At 49.1% G+C, this 13,553-nt stretch carries 13 protein-coding genes; 9 read left to right on the plus strand and 4 right to left on the minus strand.

The genetic code is table 11. From position 1 onward, the window contains the following. Positions 1 to 414: 414 nt before the first annotated feature. On the plus strand, positions 415 to 1,656 hold the full coding sequence (gene petH / locus H6G46_RS16205; RefSeq protein WP_010873079.1) for a ferredoxin--NADP reductase: 1,242 nt from the start codon (positions 415 to 417) through the stop codon (positions 1,654 to 1,656). A gap of 91 nt (positions 1,657 to 1,747) precedes the next feature. Here petH and H6G46_RS16210 read toward each other — a convergent pair whose 3' ends face one another. Then, positions 1,748 to 2,587 carry an HAD family hydrolase gene (locus tag H6G46_RS16210; RefSeq protein WP_010873080.1) on the minus strand — a complete coding sequence of 280 codons (840 nt, stop codon included), beginning with the start codon at positions 2,585 to 2,587 and terminating at the stop codon, positions 1,748 to 1,750. A 324-nt stretch (positions 2,588 to 2,911) separates the two neighbouring features. On the opposite strand from H6G46_RS16210, the gene H6G46_RS16215 reads away from it, so the two are divergent. The 8 genes from H6G46_RS16215 to H6G46_RS16250 all read left to right on the plus strand — a co-directional run bounded on the left by H6G46_RS16215 (position 2,912) and on the right by H6G46_RS16250 (position 8,864). Next, positions 2,912 to 3,784 (plus strand): tetratricopeptide repeat protein, encoded by an 873-nt coding sequence (locus H6G46_RS16215; RefSeq protein WP_010873081.1) that lies wholly within the window; start codon positions 2,912 to 2,914, stop codon positions 3,782 to 3,784. Between the two features lie 83 nt (positions 3,785 to 3,867). Beyond that, positions 3,868 to 4,275 (plus strand): photosystem II protein Psb27, encoded by a 408-nt coding sequence (psb27, locus tag H6G46_RS16220; protein WP_010873082.1) that lies wholly within the window; start codon positions 3,868 to 3,870, stop codon positions 4,273 to 4,275. Further along, positions 4,272 to 4,967 (plus strand): ribonuclease III, encoded by a 696-nt coding sequence (gene rnc, locus H6G46_RS16225; RefSeq protein ID WP_010873083.1) that lies wholly within the window; start codon positions 4,272 to 4,274, stop codon positions 4,965 to 4,967. Before psb27 ends, rnc begins: the two co-directional genes overlap by 4 nt. A 33-nt stretch (positions 4,968 to 5,000) precedes the next feature. Continuing rightward, complete coding sequence (gene fetB / locus H6G46_RS16230) at positions 5,001 to 5,780, plus strand: iron export ABC transporter permease subunit FetB (RefSeq protein ID WP_010873084.1); 780 nt, start codon at positions 5,001 to 5,003, stop codon at positions 5,778 to 5,780. A 273-nt stretch (positions 5,781 to 6,053) separates the two neighbouring features. Continuing rightward, a complete protein-coding gene (locus tag H6G46_RS16235; protein WP_010873085.1) occupies positions 6,054 to 7,496 on the plus strand; it encodes a carotenoid oxygenase family protein in 1,443 nt (480 codons plus the stop codon). Positions 7,497 to 7,586: 90 nt separating this feature from the next. Beyond that, a complete protein-coding gene (locus tag H6G46_RS16240; protein ID WP_010873086.1) occupies positions 7,587 to 7,850 on the plus strand; it encodes a type II toxin-antitoxin system Phd/YefM family antitoxin in 264 nt (87 codons plus the stop codon). After that, positions 7,847 to 8,107 carry a Txe/YoeB family addiction module toxin gene (locus H6G46_RS16245; RefSeq protein ID WP_020862284.1) on the plus strand — a complete coding sequence of 87 codons (261 nt, stop codon included), beginning with the start codon at positions 7,847 to 7,849 and terminating at the stop codon, positions 8,105 to 8,107. The genes H6G46_RS16240 and H6G46_RS16245 overlap by 4 nt, the downstream gene beginning before the upstream one ends. 166 nt (positions 8,108 to 8,273) lie before the next feature. After that, positions 8,274 to 8,864, plus strand: a complete 591-nt coding sequence (locus H6G46_RS16250; RefSeq protein ID WP_010873087.1) for a chromophore lyase CpcT/CpeT — start codon at positions 8,274 to 8,276, stop codon at positions 8,862 to 8,864. Here H6G46_RS16250 and pgsA read toward each other — a convergent pair. From pgsA to recN, 3 genes are read right to left on the minus strand one after another with little or no spacing between them, the layout of a single operon-like run. After that, positions 8,861 to 9,400 (minus strand): CDP-diacylglycerol--glycerol-3-phosphate 3-phosphatidyltransferase, encoded by a 540-nt coding sequence (gene pgsA / locus H6G46_RS16255; protein ID WP_010873088.1) that lies wholly within the window; start codon positions 9,398 to 9,400, stop codon positions 8,861 to 8,863. The genes H6G46_RS16250 and pgsA overlap by 4 nt on opposite strands. Before the next feature lie 39 nt (positions 9,401 to 9,439). After that, positions 9,440 to 11,233, minus strand: coding sequence for a diflavin flavoprotein (locus H6G46_RS16260; RefSeq protein ID WP_010873089.1), 1,794 nt, complete (start codon positions 11,231 to 11,233; stop codon positions 9,440 to 9,442). Positions 11,234 to 11,258: 25 nt separating this feature from the next. Next, positions 11,259 to 13,013: a DNA repair protein RecN gene (gene recN, locus H6G46_RS16265; protein WP_010873090.1), complete on the minus strand. Its 1,755-nt coding sequence runs from the start codon at positions 13,011 to 13,013 to the stop codon at positions 11,259 to 11,261. Positions 13,014 to 13,553: the final 540 nt, after the last annotated feature.

Consider the following 13,553-nt stretch of genomic DNA (forward strand, 5'->3'; position numbering starts at 1 on the left):
ACCCCCTGTCAAGGGCCGAAGGAAAACTAATCCTGAGATCTAGTCATCCTGGTCAACCCCAGATAACGCTCTTCGGTTCTAGCCAGAGATATAGCCTGACCCTCTGAATACTGAGTATGAATTCTATCAGAATTGTATTCCCTTCTACAAGATTGACCGATTCAAGGGGGGGCGCGCCCTATGACTAGACTTAACTTAGACTAGTGGAGGTTCATTCCAGGGTTAATCGTCCGGTAAAGTGATACATGGGTTACATTTTATCAAGGTTAACTTTGTTAGGGTGGTAGGACTAAATATCCGCTTCTGACCCCACTGCTCCTCCCGGCCACGGCGATCGCCTGACGATGGTAGGCTTGATAATACTGCGATAAATTTCTGTCAGTATTATTTGATTGAGTAGGGAGCAATTAACCCATGTACAGTCCCGGTTACGTAGCGACTTCATCCCGCCAGAGCGATGCCGGTAATCGTTTATTCGTTTATGAGGTAATCGGCCTGAGTCAGAGCACCATGACTGATGGCTTAGACTATCCCATCCGCCGTAGTGGCAGCACGTTCATCACCGTCCCCCTAAAGCGGATGAACCAAGAAATGCGACGCATTACCCGGATGGGAGGAAAAATTGTCAGCATTAAGCCTCTAGAGGGAGATTCGCCTTTACCCCACACCGAGGGCATTGCTAAACCCAGTCAATCCGAGGGAAGTGGTTCAGAAGCGGTGGCTAATCCAGCCCCTGAATCTAACAAAACCATGACAACAACCCCCAAAGAAAAAAAAGCTGACGATATTCCCGTCAATATTTATCGTCCCAAAACTCCCTACATCGGCAAAGTTTTAGAAAATTATCCTTTGGTAAGGGAAGGGGCCATTGGCACAGTACAACACCTCACGTTTGACCTCTCCGCTGGGGATCTCCGTTACCTAGAAGGGCAAAGTATCGGTATCATTCCCCCCGGGGAAGATGATAAGGGCAAACCCCATAAGTTGCGCCTGTATTCCATTGCTTCCACCAGACACGGTGATTTTGGCGACGACAAAACCGTTTCCCTCTGTGTGCGCCAATTGGAATATCAAAACGAAGCCGGGGAAACCGTACAAGGGGTCTGCTCCACCTACCTGTGCAACATCAAGGAAGGGGACGACATTGCTATTACTGGCCCCGTTGGCAAGGAAATGCTCTTACCCCCAGACGAAGATGCCAACATTGTGATGCTGGCCACCGGCACCGGCATTGCCCCCTTCCGGGCCTTCCTGTGGCGTATGTTCAAGGAACAACACGAAGATTACAAATTTAAAGGCCTAGCTTGGCTCATCTTTGGCATTCCCAAATCAGAAAATATTCTCTATAAAGATGATTTGGAAAAAATGGCAGCGGAATTTCCCGATAATTTCCGCTTAACCTATGCCATCAGCCGGGAGCAACAAAATGCGGAGGGCGGCCGGATGTATATCCAGCACCGGGTGGCGGAAAATGCTGAAGAACTGTGGAATTTGATGCAAAACCCCAAAACCCACACTTATATGTGTGGTCTCAAAGGCATGGAACCCGGCATTGATGAAGCGTTCACTGCCCTAGCGGAACAAAATGGCAAGGAGTGGACCACTTTCCAACGGGAAATGAAAAAAGAGCACCGCTGGCACGTGGAAACCTACTAAGGACTTTTGCCTGGGCATTAAGTAGATTAATTTGTTTGGTCTGAAGGGGAGTTTGCTGTTGGCGGGCTCCTTTTCAGTTTTGGGCCAACAATTAACAGAGTGCTAGGGTTGAATCTAGGCAGAACCTAGCCAAGGCTTGGGACACTCCATCGGCTTCCACGTCCGCCGTTACCCAGTCTGCCACCTTTTGCACTTCCGGGGGAGCATTACCCATGGCTACCCCCACTCCGGCATATTTCAGCATTTCCACGTCGTTAAAATTGTCTCCGATCGCCAAAACTTCTTGGGGATCAAGCCCTAACACGTCTTCAGCTAAATGTTGCAGGGCCAGGCCTTTGGTGGCTTCGGCGTGGGTGACTTCAAAGTAAATCTCGGTGGATTGGGTCAGATGCACGGCTTGGCCCTGGAGTTTTTGACCCATTTCCGCCATCAACTGGGCCATGAGGGGAGCATTGCGACTGATGGCTAACATTTTGGTGGTGCTACCCAATTCAATAATTGAGCGTAGATCGCCGCTAGCTTGGGCCATGGCACCGGACCTTTCCATATAAACATGGGTTTCTGGGGTGATATGCCGCACATGGAGCTGGTCGTTGTAATAGCAGTGGATATCAAGATGGGGTTCCAGTTCCGGTCGCTCAAAATGGTCCAAAATTTCCAAGGCGATCGCCGGGGGCAGGGGTTTTTCCCTTAAAACAGCACCAGTGTGGGGATGCTTGGTTAGGGCACCGTTGTAACTAATCAAAGGCAGGGTTGATTGAATGGTCTGATGGAACCGTAGAGCAGAACTAAACATACGGCCAGTGGCCAACGCCACTTGGATACCCCGGCTCTGTACCTGGTGAATGGTTTTCACCACTGACGGGTTAATTTGATTGGATACTCCGGCGATGGTGCCATCAATGTCCAATACTACTAACTTGATTGACACTGTTAAACTCCCTGGCAACGGATTAGTTGGGCAAAAATTCTGTTAGAAAGCTGAAATCTAAAGCTTAAATTTACAATGATTTATATTTCCCCCTCCATTTAACCATTCTGAGAACAGCGCTTAACATGGACTTCTAGGGTCGGGCGGCTATGCTGGAAAAGCAAAAATTGCTAGTCTGGATGGTAAAAATTATCTTTGAGTCTTCCATGACTGAACTGGTGGAGTGATCTGTCAGGGTTATTAACTGAGATTTAAATTATTTAGACTTAAATTTTTCAATCATTGCTTTAAGCTAGGGTAAATCTTGCCGGAGGAGGCATTGGGGTGGCAACTTCTAGGACACAACGGGATGTTTGGGTTTATGTCGGCATTGGGGCCATGGTCAGTGCCTTGGTGTTATTTTCCTTGGTGCCTCTGGTGATGGGTTTGTGGCAACCCCGTCCCGCTGCGGATGGAGTCGTCAATGGGGGCACACCTCTAGAAAGTCAGGCGTTGGGCTATCAGTTAGTGCTGGAAAGGGAGCCGGATAATGTCAATGCTCTCCAAGGTTTGCTAGAAATTCGCCTGCAACAAAAAAATCTGGCAGCGGCGATCGCCCCTCTCGAGCGGTTGGGACAGATTAGAACGGATCAGGTGCAGTACCGTATTCTGTTGGCCCAGCTTAAGACCCAACTGGAGGACAATGCGGGGGCGGCAAAGGTTTACCGAGAAATCCTGACTCAATCCCCCCATAACATCCAAGCTTTGAAAGGTCTAAGTGGACTTTATGCCCAACAGGAACGCCCCGCTGAAGCGGTGGCCATTGTGCAAAATGCCATCACCCAGGCGATCAAAGCCCAAACCGGAGCCCCTGGCACTGTTCCCCCCGACCAACTCACTTCCTTACAACTTCTGCTGGGGGAAATTTACCTCAGTCAAAATCGCCCCGACCAGGCGATCGCCATTTATGAAGCCGCTAGCAAAGTCAACGGCAATGATTTTCGTCCCGTCCTAGCCCAGGCCCAGGTCATGGCCCAAACTGGCAAAGTTAAGGAGGCCGACCCTTTTTTCCAGCAGGCAATTATGCTGGCTCCAGTGCAGTATAAGGACCCGATAAAAAACATTGCCCTCCAGGTGACCAACCAGGCTTTGGCCAATCAGAATGGAGCCCCCGAAACCAGTATCCCTTCCCCCGCCCCCATCCTCAAGTCAGAATAAAAGGAAGTCTTAGGGGGCCCTGGCCAACTGGTAGGATAGAAAAATTAACAAAATTTAGTAACAATCCAGGGAGGGAACCCTCAGTGATGTCCTTTTTGAAAAATCAGTTGTCACGGCTGTTGGCCTTAATTTTGGTGGTGGCGATCGGTCTGACGGCCTGCGACAGCGGCACAGGACTCACCGGCAACTATAGCCAAGATACCCTGACGGTCATTGCCACCCTGCGGGAGGCCATCGATCTACCCCAGGATGCCCCCAATCGCCAAGAGGTGCAGGACACCGCCCGGGGCCAGATTAATGACTATATTTCCCGTTACCGTCGCAAAGGTGATGCCGGTGGGCTGAAATCCTTTACCACCATGCAAACGGCCCTCAACTCCCTGGCTGGATACTACACTTCCTACGGTGCCCGTCCCATTCCCGAAAAGCTGAAAAAACGCTTACAACTGGAATTTACCCAGGCAGAAAGATCCATTGAACGGGGCGTGTGAACCATCCCGATTTCCCCCCCATCGGGGACCCCCAGTTAAAACTCGAAGCCCTCACCCATCGTTCCTATTGCAACGAACATCCTGGTACTCCTTCCTATGACCGGCTGGAATTTCTTGGGGATGCGGTGTTGGGTTTTGTGGTGGGGCGCATTCTTTTTGAACGTTATCCCCATTTTACTGAGGCAGAGTTAACCCGTCTGCGGTCCCAGTTGGTTAATCAAAATCAGTTGGCCTATCTAGCGAGGTTTTTACACATTGCGCCGGAAATTCGCCTGAGCCAAAGTTTGGCCAGGGACGATGGACAATCCAGCCCTTCCATCCTGGCCGATGTTTTTGAATCATTGTTGGGGGCGGCTCTCCTGGATAGGGGTTTGACGGCGGTGGAAGATTTCATTCAAGAACTATTCGTTCCCATCCTAGAGCAGTGGGAAAAAAGCCAGGATGGGCGATCGCCAAAACTAGTGCCGACCATGGATGTAAAAAGCATGCTCCAGCAGTGGGCCTTGGCCAAAACTAAACAATTGCCAGAATATGAACTAATCAACACCAGTGGGCCACCCCATGCCCAGGAATTTACCTTTACCGTCAAAGTAGCGGGAAAAATCCATGGCCAAGGCTCTGGCCCCAGTAAGCAAATTGCCACCAAACAGGCAGCCCTAGAGGCATTGAAAAGTTTGGGGCTATTGCAATAAGCAAAGCAGAATCCACACTGGTGGGGAGAAACGATGGAACACGCCTTAATCGAACTGGATTGGGCCGACATTGGTTGGATGTTGGGACTCCTGGGCGCGGCGATCGCCCTTTTGCAATGGCAGGGGCTAAATCTGACGGGGCAATTACTGTGGGCCGGGGGACGCACCATTTTGCAACTGATTGTGGTGGGCTATTTTCTCGCAGTGGTTTTTTCCTTGGATAATCCCTGGGCAGTGTTGCTAGTGTTGGCGATTATGTTAACCATTGCCGCCGTGGTGGCCAGAAATCGCATTAATCCCCGCAGTAAATCCCTGTTTGGTTGGCTATGGCTTTCCTTGGGGGCCAGTACTGCCATCAGTTTGGGTTACGCCCTGGTGGTGATTATCCAGCCGCCCCAATGGTATTCCCCTCAATATCTCATTCCCCTCACTGGCATGATTCTGGGACAAACCATGAACAGCGCTTCCTTAGCCGGTGAAAGATTAGCCAGTGCCATTCAGCAAAATCCCCGGGAAATTGAAACCCACCTTTGCTTAGGAGCTACCCCCGGCCAGGCGATCGCCAGTTATCGTAGGGCCGCTATCCGAGCCAGTCTGATTCCCACTGTGAACCAAATGATGGTGGTGGGCTTGGTCAGTTTGCCGGGAATGTTAACCGGGCAAGTGTTAGCTGGGGGTGATCCCCTCAATGCCTCGGTCTATCAAATTTTGATTATGTTCTTAATTTTATTGACCAACACCCTTAGTACCATTGCAGTCACCGCCACGGTTTACCGTCAGTATTTCAATCAACATCAACAACTTTTAGTGTAACCACGAATAGCCAGCTTTTTAAAAGCCCAAACCGGGCATCGAAAAATTAACTATTTTGTCTTTTGATCGGTACTAGGTTTTATCCCCAATTTGGGTCGTCATCATTCAAGGAATCCCCATTGTCCCCTGGGAAATTTTGCTATGATCTGCCTAGCTTTGCAGTCGAAAAACCCCAGTAATGTCTCTACTTTTGCTGGTGTTCCCCGGAAGCCCAACGTCTGTTAAGGCTGATTTTTCTGCCGTCATTTCCCACACAAATTTTTTCACCCCTCTATGACCGCTACCCTCTCCCGGGCCGCTTGGGCCAGCAATTTCAGCCAAAACGCAGTGGAATTTGACCGCACTGGATTGGAGCTGATCTCAGGACAAATTCCGGCGGAATTAAAGGGGAGTTTGTATCGCAATGGGCCGGGCCGCCTCAGTCGGGGTTCGGAAAAAGTCGGCCATTGGTTTGATGGGGATGGGGCGATTCTGGCGGTGCATTTTGGCGAAGGGCAAGCCCAAGGACTTTATCGTTACGTGCAAACCCAAGGTTACGCAGAGGAAGAAAAAGCAGGACGTTATCTTTACGGTAACTACGGCATGGTTGATCCTCAAGGGGTTTGGCATTACTGGAAAAGTTTGTTGACCCAGACCGATGTACTCAAAAATGCTTCTAATACCTCGGTAATGGCTCTGCCCGATCGCCTATGGACCCTGTGGGAAGCGGGGCATCCCTACGCTTTGGATCTAGAGAATTTAGCTACGTTGGGCACGGAGGATTTTGGCGGGGCTTTTCAACCGGGGCAACCTTTTTCCGCCCATCCTCTGCGGGATCCGGTCACGGGGGAAATTTTTAGTATTGGGGTGGATTTCCAATTTAACCTCAACCTTTACCGTCTAGACCGCCAGGGCAACTTGCTCAAGCACCGTCGTTTGAAACTGAGCCGCACTCCCTTCTGCCATAGTTTTTGCATGGCGGGGCGTTATCTGGTCCTGTTTTTACCCCCTATCACCCTCAATCAATTTTCTTTACTGTTGGGTAATGTGGCCTATGCCGATGCTCTGGGTTGGGATGCCCAAGGGGGAACAAAGATTGTGGTGTTCGATCGCCAAACGTTGGAAATTGTCAGTAAAGGGGAAACGGAATCCTGGTTCCAATGGCACTACGGCAACGGCTGTGAGTTGGACGATGGCAATGTGCGGCTCGATTTTGTTCGGTTCAACGATTTCGCCCAAACCAATGAATATTTGCGTGAAGTACCCACCGGAGCGGTGAAAACCTCCACGGATGGTCAACTATGGCAAGCTATCCTCAATCCCCAAACGGCCAAAATAGTTGAGTTAACCAATGTGCTGAGCCGCAGTGGGGAATTTCCGGTGATTAATCCCCAACGGACTGGGCAACCGTGGCGCTATACCTATATGGCTCTGCAACGACCGGCGGAAATCCTTGGTTCCCAATGGTTTGGGGAAATTGCCCGCATTGATTACCACACAGGGGATGTAACCACAGCTAAGCTAGGAGAGCATCAGTATCCCGTGGAACCCCTTTACATTCCCCACCCGGATGACGGCGGTCGGGGTTGGATTATCACTGTGGTCTATGACGGCGATCGCCATGGCAGTGAGGTGTGGCTATGGGATGCGGATCGTTTGCAGGCAGAACCCATTTGTCGTTTAGCTTTACCCCAGGTAATTCCCTTTAGTTTCCATGGCACTTGGCGATCGGTTTAGGAAAATTTTCCGTCAGCATAGTCAATTAAGGGCAACTTTCCTGGTCAAGGGACACAGTTACAATGGAGCAAAATCTCAATGGAGAGCTGAATGAAAGCAATTACAACCACCCAAGCCAAAGATCATTTGGATGAATTAATTAATGCTGTCATTTCTGATCTAGAACCAACCATCGTTAGCAACAATCAAGGTCAGCAGGCGGTATTAATATCATTGGATGAATTTAATTCTTGGCAAGAAACCCTTTACTTACTCTCTAATCCAACCAACGCAGAACATTTAATGGCATCGATTAAGCAAGCTGAAACTGGACAGATCATTAAGCAAAAATTACCAGATTTATTGGAACTGTGAAAATCGCCTTTACCGAGCTATCTTGGCATGATTACCTCTGGTTTCAGCAAAATGATAAAAAACTTCTCAAAAGAATTAATTTACTCATTAAGGCAATTGCCAGGGATCCTTTTGATGGTATAGGAAAACCAGAACCACTCAAAGCAAATCTTTCCGGTTACTGGTCGAGGCGCATCAATTCTGAGCATCGTTTGGTGTACACGATTGCTGATCGAGATTTACTAATTATTTCCTGCCGATTCCATTATCAAAGGTAAAACCACGCTTCGTACAGAGTTTTTAATGAATACTTGGCGTCAACTAATGCGGTAAAATTACCTGAAACAAGATATTAGATGCCTTGAGAAGGCTTCCAATGTATTTTGTCTTTACTTAGACATTTTTTAAAAACCTTTTAAAGCAGTCATTATTCAATAACTATTTATGTCCCATTCCACTGATCTTTCCGCCCTAGCCCGTTGGATGGCCGCCGATTTTAGCAACCAGGCCCAAGCCTTTGAAAATCCCCCTTTTTATGCCCATATCCGGGTGGCCATTCGTCCCCTCGACCAAGCAAAGTTTGGCGATCGCCTTTTATTTTTAGAACAGGCCTACGACTTTATGTTGCAGAGGCCCTATCGCCTACGGGTGCTGAAATTAAAGGTGGTGGAAGATCATATTGAAATTGAAAACTTTAAAGTCAAAGATGAGGAAAAATTCTATGGTGCGGCCAGGGATTTGGGCAAACTAGCTCAACTAACCCCCGCTGATCTCGAACCCATGCATGGCTGTGACATGATTGTGGAATGGACCGGCACTAGCTTTAAAGGGGAAGTGCAACCGGGACGGCAATGCCGAGTGATGCGGGACGGCAAGGAAACCTATCTGGAAAATAGTTTTGAAGTGAGCGAAACGGGATTAATTAGCCTCGACCGTGGTTACGATCCAGAAACCAACGAACGGGTTTGGGGCTCCGTGGCCGGTGCTTTTCATTTTGTCCGGTGGCAGAGTTTCGCCGATGAAGTTAGTTTTTAGCCAGCCTCGACTTTGTTGTTTCCCGGAGGAAACAGGTAGATTGCCCCGGAAATGAGCGTTAAAACCACTGCTATCCAGAAGATGACCGTGCCAATTTGGCCATAAATTTCTGGCAACGGTGCTAACAACAAGGCGATCGCCGTGATTTGGGTAACGGTTTTTACTTTGCCCCAGAGATTGGCCCCGGCAATTTCTGTTTGACTGGCAAGCTGGGGATTAACCCGCCAACCGGCGATGACTAACTCTCTGGCCAAAATTAAACCCACTGCCCAGGGGGGAACTACCTGCCAAGTTAACAAAATTAATAACGGGGCTAATACCAGTAATTTATCCACCAACGGATCAAGGAATTTGCCCAACTCCGTCACCTGATTTAACCGGCGGGCTAGGTAACCATCCAACCAGTCAGTGCTGGCGGCCAGCAAAAAAATCCCCACTCCCCACCAACGGGTTTCGGCTTCTGGAGTCGGTAGCCAAAGAAATAGCAGGGGTAAAGCCAATAAACGGGAAACAGTTACCCAGTTGGGTATATTCATCGAGAAAACGGTGTATTAGGACTAAATTTGCGCATTGAACTAATAATGATCGCCAGATTTCCGGTGATGCACCGCCGTTACCCCATCTTTGAGTAGGGCACCCCGGTCAGTCACGGCGTAAAGAACCCAATGGTCACCGCACTCCAGCCGTTGTTGTACCCGACATTCCAAATAAGCCAGGGATTCCGTCAAAATTGGTGCGCCATTTTCCGCCGTTTCCGTGGCCACGTCTGCAAACCGATCGCCGCCGGGGGCAAAGGGTTTGAGAAAATGTTTCATCAGTCCCAGATGGTTGCCTTCCTGCAAAATATTCAACACAAAGCAACTGTTTTTGTGTAGCAAAGATTCGATCGCCCTTTCTTTGGCAACGGCAACGGTCAAACCAGGGGGGGAAAAGGTAGCTTGGGAAACCCAGGAAGCTAACATGGCACTGCTCAATTCCCCTTGCTGGGCGGTAACCACACAGAGGGAACCCACTAAACGGCCTAACGCTTGTTCGGTGCGGGCAGATTCCGACTCCGGCAGAGCAGATTTAGGTTGACGGCGTTTTTCTGCCTTTTTCAGAGCTTGGGCAAAATCCGTACCGGCCTCTTCGCACATTTTCAAAGTTTGGTCGGTGGGCTTAAATTTCACCCGGATGGTGTCAAAGCCAAAGCTAAAGCCCGCATCCCGAAATTTGTTTTCCAGCATATCGATCGCCTCTCCACTCCAACCGAAGGAACCAAACACGCCGCACAGTTGGGTTTTGGACGCATTGGCCAGGGTGATGCCCAGGGCCGTTTGAATGGGGGTGGGGGCATGGCCGCCCAGAGTAGGGGAACCAAAAATAAAGCCAGCGGATTTACCGATCGCCTCCTTAATTTCCTCTGCGTTGCTAGTTTCCGCATTGATGGCCGTTACCGCTACCCCAGCTTTAGTAATGCCTCTGGCGATCGCCTGGGCCAGGGTGCTGGTATTACCGTAGGCAGAAGCGTAAATTAAGGCCACGTTCAAAGCTTGGGCCTGTTGTTCACTGAGCCATTGCTGATAGTTACGGGTCAACTCCCGCAAACCGTAGCGCACCAGGGGGCCATGGCTGGGGGCATAGGTCTGGGCTGGATAGGCTTCTAACTTATTCAGGGCGGCACTAACCTGGGCGGCGGCGGGGGCCAACAGACAATCAAAGTAATAGCGGCGGTCTTCTTGGTAAATAGTCCAACCTTCATCGAACACTTGGTCACCACAAACGTGGGCCCCGAACAGTTTATCGGTGAATAAAATTTCGGTGCGGGGATCGTAGGTGCAGAGTTGCCCTGGGTACCGGGGGCTAGGGGTGGGGATAAAGGTCAATTCATGGCCCCGGCCCAAATCCAGGTGGTCATTACCTTTCATCACTTGGATAGGATTATTGACTTCAGCATCCGCCAGCAATTTTTCTAAATTTTGAGCGGCGGGGTTAGAGCAGATAATGGTTGCCTGGGGAGCTAGGCTCAACAAAAGCTTCAGGGTATGGGCCCGGTTGGCGTTGACGTGGCCCAAAATGACGTAATCCAGGCTGTTGAGGTCTAACCGTTGAATTAGGGTGCCGACAAAATTATCGGTGAAGGATTCCCCCGGCGGGTCAAAGAGGGCAATCTTATCAGCACTGATCAGGTAACTATTGGCAGTGGTGCCCCGTTGCAAACCATACTCAATTTCAAACTTCAACCTGTCCCAGGTGCGGGAGCGAAACACAGTGGTGTCAACGGCGATCGGGCAGATTTGAACGTCTTTGGCAGGCATGGTGAGGGGAGGGAAAAGACAACTGACCAACAACGGTAGTTGGACTGTCTCCAGTTTTGCATGGATTCCCACTGTTAACTAACCCTGCGGCTCGGGATTAAACTTGGGAGGCTTGGCGACGGGCGGCGGATTTTTCCAATAAAGATTGGGCAAAGGCTAACGCTTCTTTGGCGGAATGGCCCCCGGTGAGTTGGGCTAATTCCTGTTGGCGATCGCCGTCGGATTGGAGGGGAGTAATGCGAATAACGGTGCGTAAATCTTCGTCAAGCTGGGGATTGGTGGGATCGGCAATATTTTCATTAATGACCACTTTGTCCACATGGAAATGGGCATCGGCCAGGGCCGCCACCAAAGGTTGATGGGTGACACAGAGCAGTTGTTGGCGCTGACTGAGTTGGGCTAGCTTGTCGGCGATCGCCTGGGCTACTTTGCCGGATACTCCCACGTCGATTTCATCAAAAATTAAGGTTTGGCTGGGGGGAGCCAGTTCACTAAAACAGGCTTTGAGGGCCAGGAGGAATCGGCTCATTTCCCCACCGGAGGCAGTGGCGGCCAAGGGTTGAATTTTTTCCCCGGTGTTGGGGCTGAAATAAAACACCACCTGTTCTGCGCCGAAACTACTGGGGGCACTGGACTCCAATTGGCAAACAAAAATTACCTTTTCCATGGCCAGGGGCTTGAGTTCTTGTACCAACCTTTTTTCTAGTTTTTGCGCCGTTTTTTGGCGAATTAAAGTTAACTGACCACAATGTTTAATTAATTCTTGCTCTGCCTTGGTCAAAGATTCCTGCAACTGGGCGAGGGATTGTTCTCCATCCGTCAACTGGTCATATTCAGCTTGGATTTTTTCTTGGTAGGCAATCGCTTCGGTTAAGCTAGGGCCATATTTACGACAAATCCTTTTCAGCACCTGCAATCTTGCTTCCACTTCCCCTAACCGCTCTGGATCAGCTTCCAAATTATCTCCATAGCGTTGCACTTGCCGTCCTGCTTCAATTACTTGGGTTAAAGCTGTTTGTACCAGTTCCAATAAGGGATTAAGGCTACTGTCAAATTCCGCCATGGTTTGCAACTGTCCTTCCGCATCCCCCAACAAATCGGCGATCGCCGGGGTATCCCGTTCACTTTGGTACAAAAGCTGGGTGGCTTGATAGCTTAACTGTTGTAGTTCCACCACATGGGAAAGTTTTTCCTGTTCTTGGATTAACAATTCCCATTCATCGCCATCGGTTAATTCTGCTTCGGTCAATTCCTGTAACTGATAGGTTAAAAAATCCAGCCGTTGTAAACGATTTTGTTCCGATTGTTGCCTGGCTGTTAAAGCTTGTTTGGCTTGGGTAAATTCTTTATAAGTTATTTCCACCGCTTGACGTTTTTCTAATAAGTTTTGCCCGCCAAATAAATCCAGTAGTTGCCGTTGTTGCCCCGGATCTAATAGTTGTTGAGTTTGGCCCTGGGCTGTAATTTCCACCAATTGGCTCCGCAATTCTGCCAAAATTTGGCGATTTACCAACACTCCATTCAGGCGGGAACGGGAATTTAATGAGCTTCCTTTTTTGCTAAATTCCCTCGTGCAGGCAATGGTGTTGTCTTCCAATGGTTCAATGGCTTGGGTTGCTAACCAATCATTAAGCTCGGTACTGGTGGAAAAAATTCCTTCAATCACACCGCTGGAACACCCCTGGCGCAAAACCCTCGCTCCGGCCTTTCCTCCTAGTAATAAATCAATCGCATCAAGCAAAATTGATTTCCCGGCGCCGGTTTCCCCCGTCAATACATTCAAGCCTTGCCCAAAGTTAATTTCTAAGCAATCAATCAAAGCAAAGTTATTGATCCGCAGGGATAGTAGCATGAAAAATTAGCCAATAATTTGAACGTTATGCTATGGGAAACTGTCGTTACGATAACTAAGTCTAGAATATAAGTGCAAAATAAAGTACGTCAGCCTTTCATACCCGATTCGGCATGGATTTTGATTTTACCGATGTCCGCCCCGATAAGTCCATTAAATAACCTTATAAGAGCCTGTTCGAAAAGCTCCCCTAACCTCCCAAATTTGGGGGGAAACTGAATGAAAGTCCCCCAGTATTGGGGGATTTAGGGGGCGGAATAAAACTTTCCAAACATGTTCTGAAAAGTTTTTAAATTTGCTTGCTGTCCACTGATGTGGGGGCAGGGCAGGGCAGTAATTTACTTGGGCGAATTGATGGTTGGTCCTGTGATTGAACGGAAGATTCTTTTCGAGTTTAGTTACCAATTGGTTTATGCCCCAGCAGGGCATTTTTGATTTTGCCTAACTCCTTGACTAGTAATGGTTTTGGGCTTTTAGCCAGATTTATCTCTAACTCCTCTGCTACTTTTTTGATTCTGTCTGGGTAGGTTAGGCTTAGGG

Origin of the sequence: Synechocystis sp. FACHB-908, assembly GCF_014698595.1 — a bacterium.
Lineage (GTDB): Bacteria > Cyanobacteriota > Cyanobacteriia > Cyanobacteriales > Microcystaceae > Synechocystis.

Bases quoted from the DNA above. Each gene is read 5' to 3' on its own strand.
- petH (WP_010873079.1), top strand. From the start codon at position 415: ATGTACAGTCCCGGTTACGTAGCGACTTCATCCCGCCAGAGCGATGCC.
- fetB (WP_010873084.1), top strand. From the start codon at position 5,001: ATGGAACACGCCTTAATCGAACTGGATTGGGCCGACATTGGTTGGATG.
- H6G46_RS16235 (WP_010873085.1), top strand. From the start codon at position 6,054: ATGACCGCTACCCTCTCCCGGGCCGCTTGGGCCAGCAATTTCAGCCAA.
- H6G46_RS16240 (WP_010873086.1), top strand. From the start codon at position 7,587: ATGAAAGCAATTACAACCACCCAAGCCAAAGATCATTTGGATGAATTA.
- H6G46_RS16250 (WP_010873087.1), top strand. From the start codon at position 8,274: ATGTCCCATTCCACTGATCTTTCCGCCCTAGCCCGTTGGATGGCCGCC.
- pgsA (WP_010873088.1), bottom strand. From the start codon at position 9,400: ATGAATATACCCAACTGGGTAACTGTTTCCCGTTTATTGGCTTTACCC.
- recN (WP_010873090.1), bottom strand. From the start codon at position 13,013: ATGCTACTATCCCTGCGGATCAATAACTTTGCTTTGATTGATTGCTTA.